This window comes from Pseudomonas tehranensis (assembly GCF_014268615.1).
Taxonomy (GTDB): domain Bacteria; phylum Pseudomonadota; class Gammaproteobacteria; order Pseudomonadales; family Pseudomonadaceae; genus Aquipseudomonas; species Aquipseudomonas tehranensis.
Genome location: NZ_JABWQV010000020.1, coordinates 1 through 24477, shown reverse-complemented (window position 1 = coordinate 24477; position 24477 = coordinate 1). Strand labels below are relative to the sequence as shown.

The 24477-nt window shown below is 59.8% G+C and carries 22 protein-coding genes; 9 read left to right on the top strand and 13 right to left on the bottom strand.

What is annotated here, in order from left to right; all coding sequences use genetic code 11:
* Positions 1 to 51: 51 nt before the first annotated feature.
* Positions 52 to 1452 carry a dihydrolipoyl dehydrogenase gene (gene lpdA, locus HU811_RS06505; RefSeq protein WP_186654752.1) on the bottom strand — a complete coding sequence of 467 codons (1401 nt, stop codon included), beginning with the start codon at positions 1450 to 1452 and terminating at the stop codon, positions 52 to 54.
* Between the two features lie 310 nt (positions 1453 to 1762).
* On the opposite strand from lpdA, the gene cfaB reads away from it, so the two are divergent.
* Positions 1763 to 2950: a C17 cyclopropane fatty acid synthase CfaB gene (gene cfaB / locus HU811_RS06500; protein ID WP_092399559.1), complete on the top strand. Its 1188-nt coding sequence runs from the start codon at positions 1763 to 1765 to the stop codon at positions 2948 to 2950.
* 15 nt (positions 2951 to 2965) lie between these two features.
* Here cfaB and cls read toward each other — a convergent pair whose 3' ends face one another.
* Positions 2966 to 4405 (bottom strand): cardiolipin synthase, encoded by a 1440-nt coding sequence (gene cls, locus HU811_RS06495; protein WP_186654749.1) that lies wholly within the window; start codon positions 4403 to 4405, stop codon positions 2966 to 2968.
* A 141-nt stretch (positions 4406 to 4546) separates the two neighbouring features.
* Between cls and HU811_RS06490 the strand changes: the two genes are divergently transcribed.
* A complete protein-coding gene (locus HU811_RS06490; RefSeq protein WP_092399555.1) occupies positions 4547 to 5068 on the top strand; it encodes a DUF3617 domain-containing protein in 522 nt (173 codons plus the stop codon).
* 105 nt (positions 5069 to 5173) lie between these two features.
* Here the strand turns inward: HU811_RS06490 and HU811_RS06485 are convergent, their stop codons facing one another.
* The 5 genes from HU811_RS06485 to HU811_RS27355 all read right to left on the bottom strand — a co-directional run bounded on the left by HU811_RS06485 (position 5174) and on the right by HU811_RS27355 (position 9006).
* Positions 5174 to 6049 carry a metal ABC transporter substrate-binding protein gene (locus HU811_RS06485; RefSeq protein WP_186654747.1) on the bottom strand — a complete coding sequence of 292 codons (876 nt, stop codon included), beginning with the start codon at positions 6047 to 6049 and terminating at the stop codon, positions 5174 to 5176.
* A gap of 11 nt (positions 6050 to 6060) precedes the next feature.
* Positions 6061 to 6927 carry a metal ABC transporter permease gene (locus tag HU811_RS06480; protein ID WP_186654745.1) on the bottom strand — a complete coding sequence of 289 codons (867 nt, stop codon included), beginning with the start codon at positions 6925 to 6927 and terminating at the stop codon, positions 6061 to 6063.
* A complete protein-coding gene (locus tag HU811_RS06475; protein WP_186654742.1) occupies positions 6927 to 7595 on the bottom strand; it encodes a metal ABC transporter ATP-binding protein in 669 nt (222 codons plus the stop codon). The genes HU811_RS06480 and HU811_RS06475 overlap by 1 nt, the downstream gene beginning before the upstream one ends.
* Positions 7592 to 8488 (bottom strand): GTP cyclohydrolase FolE2, encoded by an 897-nt coding sequence (gene folE2, locus HU811_RS06470; RefSeq protein WP_186654788.1) that lies wholly within the window; start codon positions 8486 to 8488, stop codon positions 7592 to 7594. The genes HU811_RS06475 and folE2 overlap by 4 nt, the downstream gene beginning before the upstream one ends.
* A 125-nt stretch (positions 8489 to 8613) precedes the next feature.
* The gene (locus HU811_RS27355) at positions 8614 to 9006 is read right to left on the bottom strand and encodes a glutamine synthetase (RefSeq protein ID WP_092457791.1); all 393 of its coding nucleotides are present in this window, start codon (positions 9004 to 9006) and stop codon (positions 8614 to 8616) included.
* Positions 9007 to 9167: 161 nt separating this feature from the next.
* Between HU811_RS27355 and zigA the strand changes: the two genes are divergently transcribed.
* Together zigA and HU811_RS06460 are read left to right on the top strand one after the other, a co-directional pair.
* A complete protein-coding gene (gene zigA / locus HU811_RS06465) occupies positions 9168 to 10376 on the top strand; it encodes a zinc metallochaperone GTPase ZigA (RefSeq protein WP_186654740.1) in 1209 nt (402 codons plus the stop codon).
* On the top strand, positions 10376 to 11026 hold the full coding sequence (locus HU811_RS06460; protein ID WP_186654786.1) for a DUF1826 domain-containing protein: 651 nt from the start codon (positions 10376 to 10378) through the stop codon (positions 11024 to 11026). The genes zigA and HU811_RS06460 overlap by 1 nt, the downstream gene beginning before the upstream one ends.
* On the opposite strand, the gene HU811_RS06455 is transcribed toward HU811_RS06460, so the two are convergent.
* Positions 11023 to 11376 carry an NADH:ubiquinone oxidoreductase gene (locus HU811_RS06455; protein WP_092399539.1) on the bottom strand — a complete coding sequence of 118 codons (354 nt, stop codon included), beginning with the start codon at positions 11374 to 11376 and terminating at the stop codon, positions 11023 to 11025. The genes HU811_RS06460 and HU811_RS06455 overlap by 4 nt on opposite strands.
* Positions 11377 to 11403: 27 nt before the next feature.
* On the opposite strand from HU811_RS06455, the gene HU811_RS06450 reads away from it, so the two are divergent.
* A complete protein-coding gene (locus tag HU811_RS06450; protein ID WP_186654737.1) occupies positions 11404 to 12369 on the top strand; it encodes a CobW family GTP-binding protein in 966 nt (321 codons plus the stop codon).
* A gap of 12 nt (positions 12370 to 12381) precedes the next feature.
* Here the strand turns inward: HU811_RS06450 and HU811_RS06445 are convergent, their stop codons facing one another.
* Positions 12382 to 12804 carry a DUF3301 domain-containing protein gene (locus HU811_RS06445; RefSeq protein ID WP_047226690.1) on the bottom strand — a complete coding sequence of 141 codons (423 nt, stop codon included), beginning with the start codon at positions 12802 to 12804 and terminating at the stop codon, positions 12382 to 12384.
* Between the two features lie 119 nt (positions 12805 to 12923).
* Between HU811_RS06445 and pdxY the strand changes: the two genes are divergently transcribed.
* Positions 12924 to 13796: a pyridoxal kinase PdxY gene (gene pdxY / locus HU811_RS06440; RefSeq protein ID WP_092399535.1), complete on the top strand. Its 873-nt coding sequence runs from the start codon at positions 12924 to 12926 to the stop codon at positions 13794 to 13796.
* Between the two features lie 39 nt (positions 13797 to 13835).
* Here pdxY and HU811_RS06435 read toward each other — a convergent pair whose 3' ends face one another.
* Entirely contained in the window at positions 13836 to 14321 is a 486-nt protein-coding gene (locus HU811_RS06435) for an acyl-CoA thioesterase (RefSeq protein WP_047226692.1), read from the bottom strand.
* 255 nt (positions 14322 to 14576) lie between these two features.
* On the opposite strand from HU811_RS06435, the gene HU811_RS06430 reads away from it, so the two are divergent.
* Positions 14577 to 16340 carry a cation:proton antiporter gene (locus HU811_RS06430; protein ID WP_092399533.1) on the top strand — a complete coding sequence of 588 codons (1764 nt, stop codon included), beginning with the start codon at positions 14577 to 14579 and terminating at the stop codon, positions 16338 to 16340.
* Between the two features lie 22 nt (positions 16341 to 16362).
* Here HU811_RS06430 and HU811_RS06425 read toward each other — a convergent pair whose 3' ends face one another.
* From HU811_RS06425 to uvrD, 3 genes are all read right to left on the bottom strand, one after another.
* Positions 16363 to 16770 (bottom strand): SMI1/KNR4 family protein, encoded by a 408-nt coding sequence (locus HU811_RS06425; protein ID WP_003187120.1) that lies wholly within the window; start codon positions 16768 to 16770, stop codon positions 16363 to 16365.
* 138 nt (positions 16771 to 16908) lie between these two features.
* The gene (locus tag HU811_RS06420) at positions 16909 to 17784 is read right to left on the bottom strand and encodes a Tim44 domain-containing protein (protein ID WP_092399531.1); all 876 of its coding nucleotides are present in this window, start codon (positions 17782 to 17784) and stop codon (positions 16909 to 16911) included.
* 312 nt (positions 17785 to 18096) lie between these two features.
* Positions 18097 to 20280 (bottom strand): DNA helicase II, encoded by a 2184-nt coding sequence (uvrD, locus tag HU811_RS06415; protein WP_186654735.1) that lies wholly within the window; start codon positions 20278 to 20280, stop codon positions 18097 to 18099.
* Between the two features lie 261 nt (positions 20281 to 20541).
* Here uvrD and HU811_RS06410 point away from each other — a divergent pair, with 261 nt between their 5' ends.
* On the top strand, positions 20542 to 23415 hold the full coding sequence (locus HU811_RS06410) for a putative bifunctional diguanylate cyclase/phosphodiesterase (RefSeq protein WP_186654733.1): 2874 nt from the start codon (positions 20542 to 20544) through the stop codon (positions 23413 to 23415).
* A gap of 140 nt (positions 23416 to 23555) precedes the next feature.
* A complete protein-coding gene (hexR, locus tag HU811_RS06405) occupies positions 23556 to 24422 on the top strand; it encodes a transcriptional regulator HexR (RefSeq protein WP_003187110.1) in 867 nt (288 codons plus the stop codon).
* Positions 24423 to 24477 lie beyond the last annotated feature (55 nt).

The following is a 24477-nucleotide window of genomic DNA, read 5'->3' as shown; positions in this document are numbered from 1 at the left end:
GCACGCTGGGAGCAAGTCTTGCTCCCAGCGTGTTGTGGATAAACTCACGCATTACATCTGTGTCGCCATGCCTTCCACATTCATCGCCGCCTGGCGCAAGGCTTCCGAGCGGGTAGGGTGCGGATGGCAGGTCAGCGCGATGTCCTGGGCTGAGGCACTGAACTCCATGGCGACGCAGTATTCCCCGATCATCTCGCTGACGCTCGGCCCCACCAGGTGTACGCCGAGGATTTCATCGGTCCGTTCGTCGGCCAGTATTTTGGCGAAACCTTCGGTCTCGTGATTGATCTTCGCCCGGCTGTTGGCCGTGAACGGAAACTTCCCGACCTTGTAGGCACGGCCTTCAGCCTTGAGCTGTTCCTCGGTCTTGCCGACGCTGGCCAGTTCTGGGCGGGTGTAGATGACGTTGGGGATCAGGTCATAGTTGACCTCGCCGGCCTTGCCGACGATCTGTTCGATGCAGGCCATGGCCTCGTCTTCTGCCTTGTGGGCCAGCATCGGGCCGGATGTCACGTCGCCGATCACCCACACGCCGGGCGCTTCGGTGCGGTGGCCCTTGTTGGCGAGCAGGCCGCGTTTGTCGGTGCTGAGGCCGACGTTCTCAAGCCCCAGCCCCTGGGTGTACGGCCGACGACCAATGGCGACCAGCACATAATCCGCGTCGAGGGTCTGCGCCTCGCCACCCGTGGCGGGCTCAACCTGCAATTGCACGCCGTTGGCCGAAGAAGTGGCGCCTGTGACTTTGGAACTCAGTTTGAACTGGATGCCTTGTTTGGCCAGGGCCCTTTGCAAGGTCTTGCCGGCCTCGCCATCCACGCCAGGACAGACGCGATCGAGGTACTCCACCACCGTGACCTGAGCGCCCAGGCGCCGCCAGACCGAACCCAATTCGAGGCCGATGACGCCCGCGCCGATCACCACCAGATGACGCGGCACTTCACTCAAGGACAATGCACCGGTGGAGTCGAGGATGCGCTGGTTATCGATCGCCACACCCGGCAGGGGAGTGGGCTCGGAACCGGTGGCGATGACGATGTCCTTGGCGCTCAGTGTGGTCTTGCCGCCGTCTTCACCGGTGACCGTCACTTTGCCGGGCCCGTCGATGTGGCCCCAGCCCTTGACCCATTCGACCTTGTTTTTGCGAAACAGGAATTCGATACCCTTGGTCAGTCCCGCCACGCTCTCGTCCTTCTGCTTCATCATTTGAGCGAGGTTGAGGGTGGGGCTGACTTCGATGCCCAGACTGGCGAACTCTTTTCCCATGGCTGCTTCGTAGAGCTCCGAGGCGTGGAGTAAGGCTTTGGAAGGCATGCAACCGACGTTCAGGCAGGTGCCGCCCAAGGTGGCGCGCCCCTCGACACAGGCGGCCTTCAAGCCCAACTGTCCGGCGCGAATCGCCGCGTTATACCCACCGGGGCCACCGCCCAGAATGATCACGTCGTAGTTGCTCATGGCTCTTCTCCCGCTCGGCTTGAGAAAAATTATGAGCGTAATGTGTCCGTTATCGAATACCTCGGTCAAGGGCCAGGATTGAGATGGGTTGGTTTGCTGAGTTTAGTTCCACGTGGAACAAATGGGTTGCTCAGGGTGCCAGTCTTTGGTGGCTAGGCCTTAGTCAGTCAACGCGCCCCGGGATCTGAAAATGACCCTCAGAAGGGAGGGAGGAGGGCGCGATAGAAAAAGGCTATAAATTCCATAGGCTGCTACTTTTCTAGGATGGTCTACCCTCATTTCAGACGTCTGAAACAAGGGGGGCTATCTCATGCTCGCGCAACTTCCACCGGCCTTACAGAATCTGCATTTACCGCTTCGGCTGCGGCTTTGGGACGGCCATGAATTTACGCTGGGTGCCGATCCCAGCGTCACGATCGTGGTCAAGGACCCACAGATGGTCGCACAACTCACCCATCCCAGCCTTAATTCACTGGGAGCGGCGTTTGTAGAAGGCAAGCTGGAACTCGAAGGATCGATCCACGAAGTCATCCGCGTCTGCGATGAATGGAGCCAAGCCCTGCTGGCCGAAAACGTTGATTACCTGCCGGTACGCTCGGTTCATGACAAGGAAGCCGACGCCAAGGCGATTTCCTACCACTATGACCTTTCCAACGCCTTTTATCAGCTCTGGCTCGATAGCGACATGGCCTATTCCTGTGCTTACTTTGAGACCGGTAGCGAAACCCTTGAGCAGGCTCAACAAGCCAAATTCCGCCATTTGTGCCGCAAGCTGCGCCTGCAACCGGGAGATTACTTGCTGGATGTGGGCTGCGGCTGGGGCGGGTTGGCGCGTTACGCGGCGCGGGAGTTCGGCGCTAGGGTCTTTGGCATTACCCTGAGCAAGGCGCAACTGGCCCTGGCTCGGGAGCGGGTCACGGCTGACGGCCTGGATGGTCAGGTGGAGTTGCAGTTGCTCGACTATCGGGACCTGCCCCAGGACGGTCGCTTCGACAAAGTGGTGAGCGTCGGCATGTTCGAGCACGTTGGCCATGCCAATCTTCAGCAGTACTGCAAAACCCTTTTCGGCGCGGTTCGCGAGGGTGGCTTGGTGATGAACCATGGCATCACCGCCAAGCACACGGACGGTCGCCCGGTCGGACGTGGTGCGGGTGAATTCATTGAGAAGTATGTGTTCCCCAATGGCGAGCTGCCGCACCTGTCGATGATTTCCGCCCAGATCAGCGAAGCGGGGTTGGAGATTGTCGATGTGGAAAGCCTGCGCATGCATTACGCCCGCACGCTCGATCATTGGAGTGAGCGGCTGGAAGACAACCTCGCGGCCGCCGCCAAAGAAGTGCCAGAGCAAGCGCTGCGGATCTGGCGCCTTTATCTGGCCGGATGCGCCTACGCATTCGCCAAGGGCTGGATCAACCTGCACCAGATCCTGGCGGTGAAGACGCACGCCGATGGCAGCCATGAGTTGCCCTGGACTCGCGACGACATCTATACCCCTTGATCAGATGTGTGCCACTTAGAGTATCGGGGAAATAAGCCGGGCGATCCGCATGCCGATCTTCTGCAGGCGGTGGGTCTCCCGGCCTTCCTGTTTGTCTATTTCCAGCGCTTGGGCGAAGTCGTCCTCGAGCATCTGCTCGACCTGAGTGGCGAACGAAATATCCACGGTCAGTAGCATCACCTCGAAGTTGAGCCGGAACGAGCGATTGTCCAGGTTGGCGCTGCCGATGGCGCTGATTTCACGGTCAATCAGCACAACTTTCTGGTGCAGGAAGCCCGGCTCATAACGAAATACCCGCACGCCGGCCCGTACTGCTTCGAACGCGTACAGGCTCGACGCCGCGTAGACGACCTTATGGTCTGGGCGTGATGGCAGCAAGATGCGCACGTCTACCCCGCGCAATGCCGCCAGGCGCAACGCAGCGAATACCGCTTCATCAGGAATGAAGTACGGCGTGGTGATCCAGACACGCTCGCTAGCCGCATGGATCGCTTCGACAAAAAATAGTGAACAGGTTTCGTACGCGTCGGCCGGGCCGCTGGCCAGCAATTGGCAGAGCACGCCGTCATCCGGGTAGGCGTCCGGCAGGATGAGCGGTGGCAATGAGCGGGCCGCCCAGAACCAGTCTTCGGCAAACGACTCCTGCATGCTCGCCACGACGGGCCCGCGTACTTCGACGTGGGTATCGCGCCATGGCGCCAAGGGCGGCTTTTCCCCCATGTACTCATCGCCCACGTTATGTCCGCCGACGAAGCCCAGGACGCCGTCCACCGCGACGATCTTGCGATGGTTGCGAAAATTGACCTGGAATCGGTTGAGCCAGCCGCTACGGGTGGCGAAAGCTTTGACATGGACACCGCCGTCGCGCAATGCCTGGACGTAGCTGTGGGGCAGGGAATGGCTGCCAATGCGGTCATACAGGAGATACACCGCGACGCCTTCTGCGGCTTTCTTCAAGAGCAGCGTTTTCAGACGTTGGCCGAGGCGGTCGTCGTGGATGATGAAAAACTGAATGAGCACGGCTTCTCGGGCACCCTCAATGGCCTCGAAAATTGCCTCGAATGTGGCGAAGCCATTGATGAGCAAGCGCACCTGGTTGTTCGCCAGGCACGGCGTGCGCCCCAGCTTGGGCATCGCCCGTAATGAGGCGTAGGCTTGAGAGGCGCGGGCGGTGAGAGCTTCTTCGACCCATGGCCGCCAGTTGAGCTCGGAGACGGCTTTGCGCATTTCTTCGTTGGCTTGCCGGCGCGCCTTGATATAACCGTCGAACGTGCTCCGGCCGAAAACCAGATAGGGAATCAACGTCAAATAGGGGATAAATACCAACGACAGGGCCCAGGCGATCGAACCCTGAGCGGTGCGTACCGTCAGCACCGCGTGAACGGCGGCGATAGAACCCAAAGTGTGAAGCAATGCGATCAGGTAACCGAAAACATGCGGGCCGAAATAATCCATGGGGCAGCCTTGCTCCTGAAGTTTCAATGCTTAACAGACCATGTTCCACGGCGGATGTCGCTAATTAATTCACTCCTGTCGAGCCTGAACCGAAGCCTGTGGGAGACGTCTAACGGCCACCTGTCCTCTGGAGTGCTTGTGATGAAAGTTTGTCTGCTGGGTTTGGCCCTGACGGTTGGTTTGTCGGTTTCTGTGGTGGCTCAGGCGCAGATGCTTCAACCCGGTTTGTGGGAGCTGACTACAAGCAATATGAAGGTCGACAACCAGAATCTGCCAGATCTGCAACTGATTCTTGGCCAACTGCAAAACCAGATAACCCCAGAGCAACGGGCGATGCTGGAAAAGCAGGGCATCACCATGGGCGGAAAGGGCATTCGCGTATGCCTGACCCCGGAACAGGTCCAGACCAATGACATTCCGTTGCAAGACCCGCAATCGGGGTGCAAACAACAGATCACCGAGCGCACCGGCAATCAGTGGAAGTTTCGTTTCAGTTGTCCGAAAGCCCAAGGCAATGGGGTCGCGACATTCCAGAGTGACCGGGAATTCACTACGACGGTGAACGGCACGTTCAACGCCACCGGCATCCAGCAGAACGGCAGCCTGGATACCCGCGCCGTGTGGTTGGGGCAGGATTGCGGGACGGTCAAGCCGAGGGCTTGAGTCCCGCTCTGGCGTACATGACCTGGTTGATCTGTGGCAGCAAGGCGCATGCGCATCGCGAGCAAGCTCTGCTCCCACAGAAGTTCTTTCAAGAGCACTTGCAAATCATGGCCGGCTCAACGCTTCGTACAACATATTCAGGTTGTAGTCGAACAACCCGATGAAGGTACTGGCCGGTCCGCTGGCCGCCAGCGCATCGGAGTACAGCGTGCCGCCGATGTGCGCACCGCTTTCAGCCGCTATCTGCTTGAGCAGGCGCGCGTCTTTGATGTTCTCCATGAACACGGCTTTTACTTTCGCTTTGCGTATCTGGGTTATCAGCGCCGCGACATCGGCGGCCGAGGGCTCCCGTTCAGTGGACAGCCCCTGTGGCGCGATAAACTCGATGCCATAGGCCTGTCCCATATAGCCGAAGGCATCGTGGGACGTCACGATCCTGCGATTGCCCGGTGGCAAGGCGCCAAGCTTGGCCTTGGCATCGGCGAGCAGCGCGTAGATCTTTTTCAGATAAGCCTGGCTGTTACGTTCGTAGTCGGCCTTGTGGGCCGGGTCGGCGGTTTCCAGCGCCTTGGTGATGTTCCTGATGTACAGCTCGGCGTTTGCCAGGTTATGCCAGGCATGCGGGTCGGGAACGGTCTCGCCGTCTTCATCCAGTGAACGAGGAATAACGCCGCGGCTGGCGCTGATCACCGCTGCGCTGGTTTCGGTACTGGTGATCAGGCGATCCAGCCAGGGTTCAAAACCCAGGCCATTCTTGATGATCAGTTTGGCCCTGAGCAACGCCTTGGCGTCGTCTGGCGTAGGTTCGTAGGTGTGTGCATCTGCGTCCGGCCCCACCAGGTTGGTGATCTGGATATGCTCGCCGCCGACCTCTTGGGTCATGTCGGCAAGGATGCTGAAGCTGGTCACCACTTGGAGCTTTTCGGCGGCAGACGTCGACAAGGACAGCATCAGACTGAACAGCACGAGCAGAACGCGCATCGGGAAACACCTCATTGGGATGTGAGTAAAGGCGGGCGACGCAGCAAACCGTGCACCGGACCGAACACTACGGACAGCAGATACAGCGCGCCCGCCACCAGTACGATGGCCGGCCCGCTGGGTAGCGAGAAGTGGAATGACAACAGCAGCCCGAGCCACACCGACAGACATCCAAACAGCGCCGCGACTCCCATCAGAACCGGCAATCGGCGGCTCCAGAATCGTGAAGCGGCAGCAGGCAACATCATCAGGCCGACCACCATCAGTGCGCCGATGGCCTGGAAGCCGATGACCAGGTTCAACACGACCAAGGTCAGAAACACGCCATGGGCCAGAGGGCCCAGACGGCTGACGGTTTGCAGGAAAAGAGGGTCCAGGGTGTCCAGCAACAGCGGTCGGTAAATCAGCGTCATCGCGAGCAGGCTGATCCCCGAAACCCAGAGCATGCCGGTAAGTGTCGGGCCATCTACCGCCAGCGCCGAGCCGAACAACAGGTGCAGCAAGTCCAGGCGTTTGCCGGCCATACCGAGAATCAACACACCGGCGGCCAGGGAAATGGGATAAATCGCCGCAAGGCTGGCGTCTTCCCGCAGACCGGTGCGACGGGTAATCCAGGCCGCCAGCCCGGCCATGCTCAAGCCTGCGCCGAGTCCACCCAGCGTCAGGGCTGGCAGGCTCAGCCCAGCGAACCAGAAACCCAGTGCTGCTCCGGGCAAGATGCCGTGAGCGACGGCATCGCCTATCAAGCTCATGCGTCGCAGAATCAAAAACACGCCAAGCGGTGCCGTGCTACACGCCAGTACCAGGCCGCCCAGCAGTGCCCGGCGCATGAAGACAAATTCCTGAAAGGGTTGCCAGAGGTGGGTGGCCGCGAGCATCAGGCCACCTGCGTGAAGGGTTGTTGGGTAATCAAATCGACACTGCGGCCCAGCGTGCAGCCGGCTTGGCTGACCCGTAATGTATGCGGAATATGTTGGCGCACCGCGGCGAGATCATGACACACCACCACCAGGGTACGGCCTTCGGCATGCCAGCCGTGAATGTGCTTCCACAATAGCGCCTGGCCTTGTTCGTCGAGGGCGGCGTGGGGTTCGTCGAGCAACAGCAGAGGCGCTTCGGCCAGACTCAAACGGGCGAGAAGGGCGCGTTGCAGCTCGCCTCCCGACAACGCCATCAACGAGCGATGCTCCAGGCCATCCAACGCCCAGTCTTGCAGTACGGCTTTCAATCGATGGCGGCGCATCGCCGGCGTGTGTCTGCTACCCCAGGATCCCGCCGCCACCAGCTCTTGCAAGCTGATTGGAAATTGCCGGTCCAGATGTTGCTGTTGCGCCAGAAACGAGACGCTGCCGCGACGTGGAACATCCAGTTCGACTTTGCCGGATAGAGGTTTTTGCAGGCCCGCCAGCACTTTCAGCAGGCTGCTTTTGCCCGCACCGTTGGCACCGACGATGGCCGTCAGGCTCCCCGCCGGCCGTTCTATGTTCAGCGGTGGTGTGAGGGGGTGGCCCGGGGCGCCCCAGCGCAATGACTGGCAACGAATCACAGTGCCTCCCTGACCCAACGGCTTTGTGCCACAGCGTCATGGGCATGCAGACTTTCGGCGTGCACCACTCGCACATTGAGGCTGGCGATATCGGGGGATCGCCGCAAAGCCATGCTCAGCCGCCGCGCGGCGTCTTCACAGAACATCAAGTTTTGACCGTTGGCGAGCGCGAAGGCTTGCTCATCGGCCCGTTTCACTGCGGTTTGTACAGCCGTGCCGAGGGCCGCTTCAGCTTCGTTAATGATGGACAGCAGCGGCAGCTCGTCGACGCCCGGGTTCAGCCGCAGATTCAAGGTGGCCGTGCTGCGCTGACTGTGCGGCGTGGCGACGATGCCTTTTGATGAGCCAAGCCAAGCCAGGACGCTGGCGTGCTCGAGTGCCTGATTGGCAAAGTCGTCTACAAATTGCTGCTGGATTAACTGACGAGCGAGCGCGGCCGAGCAAGGGCAGGTGGACGAATAGGCAATCTGAATGTTCAGTTCCACGTGGAACACATCATTTTTCAGGTGGGCTTCGATGTTGATCGGATAGCGCTTCCAGCCAGCCAGTGGGCTGACGAGCGCTGGGCGCTTAAACAGCAGATCGGTGCGAACGCTCAGCGAGGCGGCGTCGGATAGACCTACGTGACTGTCGAGGAATTGCTGGAGAATTCGGCGTAACAGCATAGGAGACAGCGCTGCGTTTTCGAGCAGCTCCAGCGCCAGATACAAGCGTGACATATGGATGCCACGGGCCTCACCATCGTCAAGGCTGACGCCGGCATCGGCGATCGCGGTGAGACGTTGACCGTCGATCAATACGGGTACCGCGATGCCGCACATGCCTACCCAATCGAGGGGCAGGGACTGGCGCGAAGCCTGCGCAGCAATGTCCGGCAGAGTTAACGCATTCATATTCAAGGTCCGTCATAGGCACACAATAGATGTTATACTATAACAATGTGCGCGACGAACACTATTCATGAACGCAGTTTCATTTTACTCAGGGGGATGGCTTACGAACCGTTCCACGTGAAACATCAGCGGGGTGCGTCCTGACACCCACTTATGCGTCCACATAGGAACTTCCCAGTGCTTCCACCCGAGCTCGAGAAACGATTGATTGTCGTCCAGCCTACGCGCCGGCTGTATCCCACCCAGCTCTCTCCGTCAGAAGCTATTCCGGTAAAGAACGTCAGTTGGCCGTAACGGCTAGTGGTTTGGGCCCAATAGCGCCGGCCAGTCACTTCAAATCCGCGCAGATAAAGGGTGTTTCCGGCCGTCATGACACTGTAGGCATTGCCTTGCCCATCCACACAAGCCAGTAAATTCGCGCTGCGAGTGCAGTTTGCCAACACAGGACTTTGGGCTGAGACATCCAGCGCCAACAGCAGCATCGGGCTTGCGAATACAAATTTCAGAAAATTGCGCATGTTTTTACTTCAGACCGGTTGAACAGCGGTGCTGGTTAAATGTTGTTGTTATACTATAACATTAAAAAGTCTTAGACCTTGAACCGAACCCAAGCCTGAAGAAAAGAGCCGCGACCTGCGTTCAACCGCGTCAGCGCCGCCCGCCCGATGAGGATATACCTGTGCCCAATCGTCTTCCCGTCACCGTGCTGTCCGGATTTCTCGGCGCCGGTAAAAGCACACTGCTCAATTACGTCCTGCGCAATCGCGACAACCTGCGTGTCGCTGTGATCGTCAACGATATGAGCGAGATCAACATCGATGGCAGCGAAGTCCAGCGAGATGTCACCCTAAGCCGGTCTGAAGAGAAACTGGTGGAGATGAGTAACGGCTGCATTTGCTGCACATTGCGTGAAGACTTGCTGGAAGAAGTCGGCCAGCTCGCCAGGGAAGGCCGCTTCGACTATCTGCTGATCGAGTCCACGGGGATTTCCGAACCCTTGCCGGTGGCGGAAACCTTTACTTTTCGTGATGAGCAGGGCCGCAGCCTGGCCGATGTGGCACGGCTCGACACGATGGTGACGGTGGTCGATGGCGTAAATTTCCTGCTGGATTTCCAGGCGGCCGAAAGCCTCGCTTCACGAGGCGAAACCCTGGGGGAGGAGGACGAGCGTTCCATTACTGATCTGCTGATTGAGCAGATCGAGTTCGCCGATGTGATTCTGATCAGCAAAATCGATTTGGTCGGCCGTCACGAACGGGAGGAGTTGATCGCGATTCTGGAACGGCTCAACGCCCAGGCGCAGATCATTCCCATGGTCATGGGCCAAGTACCGCTGGAAAAGATTCTCGACACAGGCCTTTTCGACTTCGAGCGCGCGGCTCAAGCACCGGGCTGGCTACAGGAACTACGCGGTGAGCACGTGCCCGAAACCGAAGAATACGGTATCGCTTCGGCAGCTTACCGGGCGCGCCGGCCGTTTCATCCCCAGCGGTTTTTCAGCTTTATCGACCGTCCGTGGACCAATGGCAAGCTCCTGCGCTCCAAGGGCTTCTTCTGGTTGGCCAGCAAACATGAGGAAGCGGGCAGTTGGTCCCAGGCCGGCGGCTTGATGCGACATGGATTCGCCGGGCGCTGGTGGCGGTTTGTGCCGAAAAGCCAATGGCCGCAAGATGGGGAAAGTACCGCAGCCATCCTGAAAAACTGGCTTCCCGCCACCGGTGATTGCCGGCAGGAGCTGGTATTCATCGGTCAGAATATCGACTTCACGCAACTGACTGCCGAGCTGGACGCTTGCCTGCTCAGTGACGCGGAAATGGCCCTGGGTGTCGACAGTTGGCGTTTGCTGCCGGACCCGTTCGGCCCCTGGCATGACGAGGCCGCAGCGTGATGCTGGCGCCCAGTGCGAAGCGGGAAGAGCAGGTACGCCAGGTTCAGGGCGACACTCCGCGGATCCTGACGCAAATTCTGGACGACGATGCCAACCTGACGGTCTGGCAACGTCAACTGCCGGTGCACATCAGCGATTTTGCGGCCATGGTGCTTTCCATGGGTCAGCCTCTGGCCGAATCGCGGGTGCTCGACCTGCCGCAGGAGGACGCGCAACCGGCACTGGACGGTCTCGCCGCAGGCTTTGGCGATCTGCATGGCTATGAAGGCTTCATCACCGATGTCTCCTGGCTGGTCAGTGCGTTTGCCTGCCTGCTGGGCGCCAGACGTGTCGGCCTGCGCCTGCGAACGCTGGACAAGGCCATGTGCCCGCGTTTTCACGTCGACCATGTGCCGGTACGACTGATCACCACGTACGCCGGCGTGGGTAGCCAGTGGCTAAAGGAGGGTGTGATGGATCGTCGATGTCTGGGGCAGCCTGAAGCTGAACCGGGTGACCCGCATGCGGTTCAGCAGCTTGCCTGTGGCGATGTGGCGCTGCTCAAAGGCGAGAAGTGGCATGGAAACGAGGGCATGGGCCTGATCCATCGTTCGCCGCAGCTGGCGCCGGGGGAGCGTCGATTGATCCTTACTCTGGACTGGCTCGCTTAAGGTTTGAGCCAGTTGCCCTGACTTTGTCCTTCACAGAACGGCTGCAGATAGGCCGCATCGCTGGCCACGCCGTAATAGTGAATATCCTGGCGGTAGGGCATATTGGCGACCTGGGCATTGCTGCAGATGCCAAACGCGCCGCCAGGGCATTGATCGACGTACTGCACCTCGACTTTTTGTCCGGCAAGGTTTGGCTGGCAGAAGCCGTCGGCGAACAGTTTCTGTGGAATATTGCGGTTCTGCTGGCAGACTTTCACATCGAGCCGTTCTGCCTGGCTATGCACGACACAAGCCTGGGCCAGCGCCTGGCTCGACGTCAGCGCCAATAAAAAACAGCCGATCAACCGCATGTTCACCTCCATCGAAAGCCGCCGATTATGTTGCAGAACATTCCCACCCACGTCATCGCAGGCCCCTTAGGTGCTGGCAAGACCAGCCTGATCAAGCAATTGCTGGCGCAGCGCCCGGCGAATGAGCGCTGGGCGGTGCTGATCAACGAGTTTGGTCAAATCGGCCTGGACGCGGCGTTGCTGACCCAGACTGCCGATGGTATCGCACTGGGCGAAGTGGCCGGGGGCTGTTTGTGTTGCGTCAACGGCGCGCCCTTTCAGATCGGCCTCGCTCGGTTACTGCGCAAGGCGCGCCCGGATCGACTGTTTATCGAGCCCTCCGGCCTGGGCCATCCGGCGCAGTTGATGCGGCAACTGAACGAAAGGCCATGGCTCGGCGTGCTGGCGGTTCAGCCTTGCGTGTTGGTGCTTGATGCCCGAGCGATGGCGGATGGCACGCCGTTGCTCGACGCCCAACGGCAAACTCTGGCCGATGCAGGGTTGGTGGTGCTGAACAAATCCGAGCACCTGAGCGAAACCGAACGCCTGGGCATCACTGCGCAACTGCCGGCGATTGCCTTGTACTGGACCCAACAGGCTGTGATGCCGATCGATCGACTACCAGGTCTTGCAGCTCAGGGAAGCGGGGCTGTGGATAACGTGAGTCTGCCCAAGGAGGTGGGACAGATGCCGGCCGTCTGGACCAACCCGACATCGCCCATCTGCCTGTATCAGCAACAGGAAGGCGGCTGGAGTATTGGCTGGCGTTGGCATCCGAGTCAGCGACTGGACACGGCGACGCTGACGCGCTGGCTGCAAGGTCGCGGCTGGAAACGGGCGAAGATGGTTATCCACAGCGCCGATGGCTGGGTTTCAGCCAATGCGCTGGAGGGCGCGACGCTGCGGTGGCAGGCGAGCGAGTGGCGCCAGGACTCACGAATCGAATTGATTTTTGATGGACCTCAAGACGTGGCGGCGCTGCAAGCCGGTCTGGCGAACTGTCGGTGCCCGTGAGTCAGCCTTGCCTCAAGGCTTCCACTTGTTGTGTTCCTGGCGCCACTGACTCAACTCGATGACTTCGGCCCTGGGTCTGGTCTGGACCGGTTCGATCGGTGTCGGCGCTGACTCTTCGAACGGCATTGGGTAGGGCGCCAGCTCGATTTGCGCGCTGTGGGCCCCGAACTGGGTAATAGTGCCCGAATGGCGCGATTCACCCGTGACGGTGAATTCGAAGTTATAGATACGGGCCAGGCGCCGGCGTCCGCTGGCGTCTTTGACGAACCCAATCTTTTTCAGCGCCACGTTGCCGTCCAGCAGCTCGATCTTGAGGTTGGCGCAATGTTGCATGACCCTCGCCAACGCTCGTTCGCGCAAACCATGGTTGTGCCACAGCCAGGCGCCGGCGGTAGCCAGCAGCATCAGCACGAAAATATTTCCAAGGGTCAGCATGAACGAAGTGCTCCTACAAGTTGCTGTCAGCTTAACTGTGTCCCCGGTCTGTCGTACAGGCTGCGTTTAGTCGCATACTGCGCGGCTTGAATTTCATTCGTTTTACGGAAACATCCCGCATGAAACGTACCCCTCATCTGCTTGCCATCCAGTCTCACGTGGTCTTCGGCCACGCCGGTAACAGCGCTTCAGTCTTTCCTATGCAGCGGGTTGGGGTGAATGTCTGGCCGCTCAACACCGTGCAATTTTCCAATCACACTCAGTACGGACAGTGGACCGGCGACGTGCTTGCCTCTGATCAGATACCGGCATTGGTAGAGGGGATCGCGGCGATCGGCGAGCTGGGCAATTGTGACGCGGTGTTGTCCGGTTACCTGGGCAGCGCCGCCCAAGGACAGGCGATTCTGGCGGGCGTGACGCGAATCAAGGCGTGCAATCCCAAGGTAATTTATTTGTGTGATCCGGTCATGGGGCATCCGGAGAAGGGTTGCATCGTGGCGCCCGAGGTGAGCGATTTTCTTCTGGAGCAAGCTGCCAGTGTGGCGGACATCATGTGCCCAAACCAGCTGGAGCTGGACAGCTTTTCGGGACGCAAGGCGCAGTCGCTGCTGGACTGCGTGGCTATGGCTCGCGTGCTCCTGGCCCGCGGACCCAAAGCGATACTCGTCAAACATCTGGCCTATCCGGGTAAGCCCGAGGACAGCTTCGAAATGTTGCTCGTGACCGCTGATGGAAGCTGGCATCTGCGCCGTCCTTTGTTGGCTTTCCCTCGCCAGCCGGTGGGGGTGGGTGACTTGACCTCGGGACTGTTCCTGGCGCGGGTGTTGCTGGGTGACAGCCTGGTGGCGGCGCTCGAATTTACGGCCGCAGCCGTGCACGAAGTCCTGCTGGAAACCCAGGCGTGCGCCAGTTACGAGTTGGAACTGGTACGCGCCCAGGACCGGATCACCCATCCGAGGGTAAGGTTCGAAGCTGTACCGATCAGCCTCTGATCAACGCCAATCCCTGTGGGCGCGAGCCGGGCGGATCTGTTAAGGCCCGTCGGCCTTGATTTCCTGATACCGCCTCTCCAGCTCCTGGCGAATCTGCCGACGCTGCTGGGCTTGTTCGTAACGGCGTTTTTCTTCGCTGTTCTGCGGTTGCAATGGCGGGACGGCGGCGGGTTTGCGCTGGTCGTCCACCGCGACCATGGTGAAGAAGCAGCTGTTGGTGTGGCGCACCGAGCGTTCACGAATGTTTTCGGTCACGACTTTGATGCCCACTTCCATCGAGGTGTTCCCGGTGTAATTCACCGACGCCAGAAACGTCACCAATTCGCCGACATGAATCGGCTCGCGGAAAATCACCTGGTCAACCGACAGCGTCACTACATAGCGCCCGGCGTAGCGGCTGGCGCAGGCGTAGGCGACTTCGTCGAGGTACTTGAGCAGGGTGCCGCCATGGACATTGCCAGAGAAGTTGGCCATATCGGGGGTCATCAGCACCGTCATCGACAGCTGGGCGTTTCCGGGTTCCATAACGTACTCACGGTTCAAGGCAGCAATTTCGGGAGTGCACCTCTGCGGGTGCTGGAAGGTTTTCAAACTACCAGTATCGGGACGCTGCGCCTGTGGCAGCCGTCACGCCCCGGTGGATCTGTTTCCATATATTGCACTGTCTTTTTGTCGGAAGTCGCGGTGGTACCCTTCAAAAGCCCCTTGCGAGGGTATTTCCTACAATGGAAACGGCCTTATCCAGCTCTGTGATAGGTCATCTGAACAGGGAGCCCCACCATGCATGCCATCAGCTTTATTCAAGACCTGGCGATCATCATGATGGCAGCGGGGCTGGTCACCGTACTCTTTCATCGTTTCAAACAACCGGTGGTGCTGGGTTACATCGTTGCTGGCTTCATCATTGGTCCGCATACCCCGCCTTTCGGTTTTATTCACGACGAAGAGACGATCAAGACCCTGGCCGAATTGGGGGTCATCTTCCTCATGTTTTATCTGGGCCTGGAGTTCAGCCTGCGCAAGCTGTTCAAGGTGGGTGCCACGGCGTTCATCGCGGCGTTCCTCGAAATTGTGTTGATGATCTGGATCGGCTACGAAATCGGGCGCTGGTTCGAATGGAACACCATGGACTCGTTGTTCCTCGGGGCAATCCTGGCCATCTCTTCGACCACCATCATCGTCAAAGCCCTCAATGACCTGAAGATGAAGAACGAGCGCTTTGCGCAGTTGATCTTCGGGGTCCTGATCGTCGAAGACATCCTGGGCATCGGCATTATCGCCTTGCTGTCGAGCATCGCTGTCAGCGGGACGGTCAGCTCCGGCGAAGTGTTCTCCACGGTCGGCAAATTGTCGTTATTCATGATCGTCGCCCTGGTGATCGGCATTTTGCTGGTGCCCAGGCTGCTGGCTTACGTGGCGAAGTTCGACAGCGACGAGATGTTGCTGATCACCGTGCTGGGCCTGTGTTTCGGCTTTTGCCTACTGGTGGTAAAGCTGGAATACAGCATGGTGCTGGGAGCGTTTCTGATCGGCGCGATCATGGCCGAGTCGCGGCAGTTGCTGAAAATCGAGCGACTGGTGGAGCCGGTGCGCGACCTGTTCAGCGCGATTTTCTTCGTCGCCATCGGGCTGATGCTCGATCCGGTCATATTGCTCCAATACGCTTGGCCGATTGCCGTAATCACTGGCGCAGTGGTGTTGGGCAAGGTGCTGTCCTGCGGCCTCGGTGCTTTTATTGCCGGCAACGACGGGCGGACCTCGCTGCGAGTCGGGATGGGCCTTTCGCAGATCGGCGAATTTTCTTTCATCATCGCATCGCTGGGGATGACCTTGCAGGTCACCAGCGATTTCCTTTATCCGGTAGCGGTCGCGGTTTCGGTACTGACCACTCTGCTGACGCCTTACCTGATCCGGGCCGCCGACCCTTTATCGGTCAGGCTGGCTGCCGTTATGCCACAACGGCTGTCGAGGGTACTGGGAATGTATGGCGAGTGGCTTCGCAGCATTCAACCCCAAGGGGAGGGCGCGCTGTTAGCCGCCATGATCCGGCGGATTTTGCTGCAGGTGGGCATCAACCTGGCGCTGGTCATCGCGATTTTTATCGCCGGTGGCTACTTTGCCGAACAAATGTCGGCCTATCTGCAAGCCTGGATCAGCGACCCGAGTTGGCAGAAAGCGCTGATCTGGGGCGGGGCGTTGTTGTTGTCGCTGCCGTTTTTGATTGCCGCGTATCGCAAGCTCAAGGCGTTGTCGATGCTGCTGGCGGAAATGGGCGTGAAGCCGGAGATGGCCGGCCGTCACACCCAGCGCGTGCGTCGAGTGATCGCAGAAGTGATCCCGATCCTCTCGCTGCTGATGATTTTCCTGCTCTTGGCAGCCTTGTCGGCCAGTATTCTACCGACCAACAAGTTGCTGGTACTGATCGCGGTGGTGGCCACGGCCGTGGCGGCATTGCTCTGGCGCTGGTTCGTCCGCCTGCATACGCGGATGCAGGTGGCCTTGCTGGAGACCCTGGACAATCACAAGGAATCGTCCGGGCATTGACCGACGGCGGGTGTGCGGCGGATCAGCTTTCCAGCCAGACGTCCCGGGCCCAGTGCCAGACGGATTCCCAGGTTTCTTCGGCAATCAGCTCTTCTTCGGCCTGCCACAGCACCACGGTCCCGTCTTCTTCGACGCAGTAATAGTCGTCGCCGTCCTGGCAGATCGGGATCAGGCTACGGTCGACACCGGCATCCCAGGCATTGGCGGCCACATCTGGCAGATAGGTATGGGACTGTGGGTCGGTGACGGTCACCGGTTCCAGGCTGCCGTAGACAACATCGCTGACCGTCAGCAAAAATTCTCTGAATACGAACGGAATATCGATGAACAGCTGCTCTTCGATCTCCACCAGCAAGTCTTCGTCAGGCAACTCCAGTGGAACCGGTACGGGTTCGTTGGCTTCACGCAATTGTTCGATGATTTCTTCCACGTCCGGGATCCTCTTTCTCGATGGCGCGGTTTATATGGAGCGGTTTATACAGTAGCTCGCTATAGATGCAACCGTGAAATAGAAAACCCCGGCCTGAGCCGGGGTTCTTTTATTTCAACATGCAAAACGCGCAGAGGTTCAACCGTTCTGGCGAATACCGGCCACCAGCCAAGGCTGGTCATCGCCCAGGGCACGTTCCATGTTCCAGCTTTCGCTGAACGCTTCGCCCTTGTCGAAGCGCGAGTCCTTCGACACACCGCTGAAGGTCAGGGTGGCGATGGTCTTGTCGGCGCGATCATCAACACCGTCCAGCTGTACTTGCAGATTGTCGATGTAGGTCGACTGGAAGCCATCGCCCAGTTCGGCTCGCTCGCGCTTGAGGAATTCCAGCAGTTGCGGGGTCACGAACTCAGAGATCTTGTCCATTTCGTTCGCATCCCAGTGTTGCTGCAGGGACATGAAATGGTTACGCGCAGCTTCGATGAAGCGCTCTTCGTTGAACCAGGCTGGCGCGTTGATCACCGGACGAGCAGCCACGGGTGCTGCCGAACCACCGAAGATCGAACCACTGGCCGGTTGCTGGTTGAACACCTCACGTTGCATCGGCGCATGACCGGCCGGAGCCAGTTGCTCCTGCTGCTTGCGACGACGTGCGGCAATGAAGCGGAAGACCAGGAAGGCGATGACCGCCATGATCAGGATGTCGAAGATCTGCATGCCCTGGAAGCCGTCGCCCATGAACATGGAGGCGAGCAGGCCACCGGCGGCGATGCCGGCCAGGGGGCCGAGCCAGCGCGAAGCACCGCTGGCCTTGGTGGCGGCGCCAGCCGCACCGGCCGCGCCCGCAGTAGCCGCGGTAGAGCCGGCCGCAGAGGACGGCGCCATCTGGCTGGTCTGGTGGGTCGGGGCAGCGCCCGAGCTTTTACCACCGCCAAAGCGCTTGGCGGCATTGGCGTCGATGGCCATCGTCAGGCCGATGCACAACGCCATGGCGATGCTAAGAAAACGTTTCATATAAGGGCATTCCCATTTGTGGATAGCACGCGCGCCATGTTGCACAGGTGAACTGTTGCTGGCTAGCGGCAGAGTGTTTCGGGCTTTTGCGTGACAGGTGAGGTTCCGCTTCAGTCGCGCAAGAGGGTCTGTTCGCTTTGGGCTGTAGGAAAAGGAAATAAGTTCGGTCGGAAGCTAATGTGGGAGGGGGAGAGATACCTGTGGGAGCAAGGCGTGCCCGCGATAGCGATCGGTCTGACGCATCTGTGTCGAATGTGCCACCGCCTCGCGGGCAAGCCTTGCTCCCACAGCAGGGTGCTTCTTACGAAATCTCTAGATCGCTTCCAACTTGGCATACCCCAGCATCAGCCACTTGCTGCCTTCGCTGAAGTTCACCTGAACCCGGGCCTGGGCGCCGGCGCCTTCGAAGTTGAGGATCACGCCATCGCCGAACACCGAATGACGCACGGTCTGGCCGAGACTGAAGCCGGTTTCCGGGATGTCGCTGCCGCCAAACAGGCTGCTGGTGCTTTGCTGCTGGCCGCCGCCGAACGGACGGCTGACACTGTTGGACAGCCGCACCTCCTGAATCAGGCCTTTGGGCACTTCACGTACGAAGCGCGACACTTTGTTGTAGGTTTCGCTGCCATACAGGCGCCGGGTCTCGGCGTACGTCAGCACCAGATTCTGCATGGCGCGGGTAATGCCAACGTAGGCCAGGCGCCGCTCTTCTTCCAGGCGTCCCGGCTCTTCCAGGCTCATCTTGTGCGGGAACAGGCCCTCTTCCATGCCCACCAGGAAAACGTAGGGGAATTCCAGGCCCTTGGCACTGTGCAGGGTCATCAACTGGATGCTGTCTTCATGCTCGTCGGCCTGGGTGTCGCCGGCCTCCAGAGAGGCATGGCCCAGGAAGGCAGACAGTGGCGATAGCTCCTCGTCTTCCTCGGTGTTCTCGAAGTTTCGGGCGGCGCTGACCAGCTCCTCAAGGTTTTCCACCCGGGCCTGGCCTTTCTCACCCTTTTCCGCTTCGTGGTAGGCGATCAGGCCGGACTGCTCGATAACGGTCTGGGTCATCAAATGCAGCGGCATGTCCGTGCACTTGGTGGCCAGATCTTCGATCAGGTCCATGAAGGCCTTCAGCGCACCGGCGGCGCGACCGGTCATGCCTCTGTTGGTAACCAGCTGGCGCATGGCTTCCCACATGGACACATGGCTGTGGCGCGCGTGGTCGCGAATCGCTTCGACGGTTTTCTCGCCAATGCCCCGGGTCGGGACGTTGATCACCCGCTCCAGGGCCGCGTCATTGCCGCGTCCTTCGAGCAGGCGCAGATAGGCCATGGCGTTCTTGATTTCGGCGCGTTCGAAGAAGCGCTGGCCACCATAGATGCGGTACGGGATACGTTCGCGCAACAAGGCTTCTTCCAATACCCGGGACTGGGCGTTGGAGCGATACAGGATGGCGATGTCGCTGCGGGCCAGGCCGGTTTTCAGCGCGCTCTCAATGGTTTCCACCACGTAGCGGGCTTCATCGTGTTCGTTGAAGGCGGCATAGAGGTTGATCGCTTCGCCTTCGCCACCGTCGGTCCACAGCTCTTTACCCAGGCGTCCGGTATTGTTGGCGATCAAGGCGTTGGCGGCCTTGAGGATGCCGGCGGTGGAGCGGTAGTTCTGTTCCAGGCGGATCACTTGGGCGTCAGGAAAGTCCGCCGAGTATTGATGAATATTCTCGATTTTGGCGCCGCGCCAGCCGTAGATCGACTGATCGTCATCACCCACCACCATCAGGCTGTCGCCGCCCTTGGCCAGCAGGCGCAACCACGCGTACTGCACGGCGTTGGTGTCCTGGAACTCGTCCACCAACACATGCCGGAAGCGCTTCTGATAGTGCGCCAGCAGGCCTGGGTGATCGCGCCACAGGTCCAGTGCGCGCAGAAGCAGTTCGGAGAAGTCGATCACACCAGCGCGCTGGCACGCCGCCTCGTAGGCTTCATAGATGCTGCGCATGGTCGCCAGGAACAGATCGCCGCTGGCCTGGATGTGTTGCGGGCGCAGGCCTTCGTCTTTCTGGCCGTTGATGAACCACTGGGCCTGACGAGCCGGCCAGCGCTGTTCATCCAGGCCCAGCTCACGGATCACCCGCTTGACCAGCCGCTGCTGGTCGTCGCTGTCGAGAATCTGGAACGTCTGGCTCAGGCCGGCTTCCTGCCAATGCGCCCGCAACAAGCGGTGCGCCAGGCCGTGGAAGGTGCCGACCCACATGCCGGCCGGGTTGATGCCCATCAGTTGCTCGATGCGATGGCGCATCTCGGCAGCGGCCTTGTTGGTGAACGTCACCGACAGGATCGAATGGGGCGAGGCGTTCTCGACCTGGATCAACCAGGCGATACGGTGCACCAGCACCCGGGTTTTACCGGAGCCGGCACCGGCCAGGACTAACTGACGACCCACGGAGGCCGCTACGGCCTGGCGTTGGGCATCGTTGAGGGAGTTCAGCAGAAGGGAGAGATCATCGCGCATCGGGGCATTCTAGGGTGCGGCAGCAGCCCGGGCAAACCGAGCTTTGCGCCAGCCGATAAAAGACCGGTCGGTGATGACCGGTTGGTCATGGGCCACAAGCATTGGCGGGACTCGCTTGAAGGGCCCGCGACCCAATGAAATAGCGACTTTTTCAGCATTTTTATGAGCTTGGACAGTGTGGGATGGCCGCTGCCTTGTGTATGCTCGCTGAATGTTTCGGGTTCTCCATGCTCCGCTGAATAAGAACAAGAACAAGTGCCTATGACCCTAAATTCCGATCTGGCGGGCCCCTGTGTGGAACCACGGATCATCTGCAAGCAGTACGCCACGGAAATGGCGGTCGAACGCACAAGGCTGTTGTATCAGGGTTCGCTGCTGCCCACGCTGTTCATGCTGGTCAACGGTCTGGTTTGCGCCGCGTTGTTGTGGGGGCCTTCGCGTCATTTTCAGGTCAGCGTCTGGCTGGTCTGGTTGCTCTCGCTGGTAGCGCTGCGGGTCATCCAGGTGGCGGCCTTCGATTCGGCGATACCCAGCCGCCAGGCGCACCCGGTCTGGTTGCGGATGTTTTTGCTCGGCTCGGCAATGACCGGGCTGACATTGGCCGGAGCGGGTATAGCACTGGTACCGGCCGACAGTTTCCAGCAACAAGCCTGGGTATTCGGCCTGATAGGCGCAGCTACCCTGTCGGCCAGCGTTGCCTATGCCGTGAGCCTTCCGGCATTTTTGTCCTTTACCTTGCCGTGCCTATTGCCGGCCATCGGTTATCTATTTTGGGGCGGTGATGAACAGCAGCGCGGATGGGGCTGGCTCGGGCTGGTCGTGCTGGTCTCGCTCAGCGTGGTTGCCTGGCAGGTCAACCGGTTGATACAAAGTGGCATGCTGCGAAGGTTCCAGAACCAGGCGCTGATCGAGCATTTGCAGCAGGCGCAAGCCCGTAGCGCACAGCTCAACGAGGCGCTCGGTCGGGAAGTCGAACAACGCCGCTGCGCCGAGGAAAAACTGCGGTCGGCCCAGGTAGGACTGGAGGCGCGCGTGGTACAGCGCAGTCTCGAGCTGGAGGCGACCAGCCAGGCCCTGAGCAAGAGCGAAGCGCGTCTTGACCTGGCGCTCAAAGCCAGTGAGTTGGGGCTGTGGGACTGGAACCTGCAAACCGACGAAGTCCATCACACCCAGCTCAAGGAACTGTTCGGCTTGGAGCCCGAGTACATCACAGCGATGCTCAGCCACCTGACCCCGCGCCTGCATCCTCAAGACGTGCCGGCCCTCAAACGCGCCCTCATTGAGCACCTCAAAGGCCGTAGCGAGGACTACCAGATCGAATACCGCGTACGTCACGGCGACGGCCATTGGGTCTGGATCGAAGACCGCGGTCGGGCCGTGGAGCGCAGCCCGAGTGGCCGAGTGCTGCGCATGGTCGGCACCCGGCGAGACATCAGCACCCGTAAAGAGCTTGAGCAACAGCGCCAGTTGGCAGCCACGGTTTTCGAGGCCGCCAGCGAAGGCATTGTGATTTTTGACCCGCATTACGCGCTGCTGGCCGCCAACCAGGCCTTCACGCGGGTCACAGGTTTTAATATCGATGACATGCTCGGGCGCAATGTGGTCGATCTGCCATGCAGTCGTGATGCCCGTCGGCACTATCCGGTCATTCGCCAGGCGCTCAAGCAGCACGGCACCTGGCAAGGTGAGCTGGTGGAGGCCCGGGCCAATGGCGAACTGTATCCGCAGTGGCTGCAACTGAACGTGGTGCGCGATGCTCGGGGAAATGTCAGCCATATCGTGGGCTTCTTCGCCGATCTTTCAGCCAGGCGTGAGTCCGAAGAGCGAATGCGCTACCTGACCCATTACGACGAACTCACTGGGCTGGCGAACCGCTCGCTGTTTCGCGAGCGCCTGCACGAAGCCCACCAACGGGTGCGCCAGGGCGGACGACGCAGCCTGGCATTGCTGCATATCGACCTGGACCGTTTCAAGCTCCTCAACGATAGCCTCGGCCATGATGTTGCTGACCAGCTGTTGCAGAAGATGGCCCGCCGCCTGATCAATGCATTGCCCGAAGCGGACACCATCGCCCGCTTATCCGGCGATGAGTTCGGGGTGCTGTTCGATGCCTACGGCAACCTTTCCAGCCTGGCGCGGGTGGCGACCCGCCTGTCCGCCAAGCTGCGCCTGCCGCTGACCATCGAGGGCCATGAACTGGTGGTCAGTGCCTCGATCGGCATCAGCATGTTGCCCGACAACGCGCGGGAGATTTCCACGCTGGTCAGTCAGGCGAACATGGCCATGCAACATGCCAAGCATTTGGGCGGCAACAATTTCCAGTTCTATACCGACAGCCTTCAGGCCAGCACGCTGGAGCGGCTGCAACTGGAGAACCAGCTGCGTAAAGCCCTGGAAGAGCAGCAGTTGAAGGTTTTTTATCAACCCAAATTGTGCCTGGCGACAGGCCGCCTGAACGCCGCCGAGGCATTGGTGCGCTGGGATCATCCGCTCATGGGCCGAGTCCCGCCGGGAGACTTCATCAGCCTGGCCGAAGAGACCGGGCTGATCGGGCCGATCGGCGAGTTCGTGTTGCGCCAGGCCTGTTGGCAGGCGTGCCAATGGCAGCGTGAGGGCCTGGCGCCGATCAGGGTGTCGGTCAACCTGTCGGTGCATCAGTTGCGCCAGGGCAAGCTGGTCAGCCTGGTTCGGCAAGTGCTGGAGGAAACCGGTCTGGCGCCGCAATACCTGGAACTGGAGCTGACTGAAAGCCAATTGCTCGACAGTGTTGAGCACATCATCGCGACGTTCCAGCAACTGCGCGACCTCGGCGTCAAGCTGGCGATCGATGACTTTGGTACCGGCTATTCGTCTCTGAGTTATCTCAAACGCATCCCTGTGGATTACGTGAAAATCGATCAGGCGTTCATTCGTGGGTTGACGGAGGGGAGCGAAGACGCGGCCATTACCCGGGCAATCATTGCAATGGCCCATGGGTTGTCGCTCAAAGTGGTGGCCGAAGGCGTCGAGCGGCCAGAGCAACTCGAATTTCTGAAAGCCGAACACTGTGATGAGGTTCAGGGCTATCTCATCAGCCGGCCGGTTGAAGCCCAAGGGCTGGCCGCGCTGTTATGGGCCAACCGGGATGATTGCTAGCCCGCCGCTGCTACATGGCGCGCATGCGGCATGAAACCGGGAGATTGAGTTACGGATTGGGCGGGCAAAAAGCCGATTCTTGTAGTATAACTACAAGCTTGCTACATCCCGGCTTCTGCCAATAACAAGAGTCCAGTCCCTTGAACCTGTTGCAACACATCGCCCAGTCACGCCATCTGCTGCGCAAGTCGGAGCTGAAAGTCGCCGATCACGTATTGCTTGATCCTGCGGCCGTGATGCACAGCTCCATGGCCGATCTTGCCCACAGCGTCGGCATCAGCGAACCGACCATTGTGCGTTTCTGCCGAGCCATCGGTTGTTCGGGTTTTCAGGACCTGAAGCTCAAGCTGGCGCAAAGCTTGGCTGCGGGTGCGAGCTTCGGTCAGTTTGCCATCCACGAAGACGATTCGGTCGCCGACTACAGCCTGAAAATCTTCGACACCACGCTGCATACCCTGATGGAGGTTCGCGAGAAACTCGATCCGGTGGCCTTGCAAAAAGCCGTCACAGCCATGTCCCAGGCCCAGCGTGTCGAGTTTTATGGTTTCGGTGCTTCGGGTGCGGTGGCGGCCGATGCCCAGCACAAGTTCTTCCGGCTACTGCTGACGGCAGCGGCTTATTCCGACCCGCACATGCAGGCGATGTCGGCGGTCACGTTGAAACCCACCGATGTGGCGATCTGCATTTCCCAGTCGGGGCGCTCCAAAGACTTGTTGATCACTGCCAATCTGGTGCGCGAAAGCGGTGCCTCGCTGATCACCTTGTGCCCGAGCCAGACGCCACTGGCGGAGCTCTCGACGGTGAACCTGGCCATCGATGTGCATGAAGACACCGAGATCTACACGCCGTTGACCTCGCGCATTGCCCACCTGGTGGTGATCGACGTGCTGGCGATGGGCGTTGCCATGGCGCGCGGCCCGAGCCTGGTCAACCATCTCAAGAGCGTGAAGCGCAGCCTTCGCAGCCTGCGGCTGTCGCCCAAGTCGGTGAAGGCGCTGGATGACTAATTGGGTCTCTCCGATTCTTTGTCGAGGAGGCTTTTGTGGCGAGGGGATTTATCCC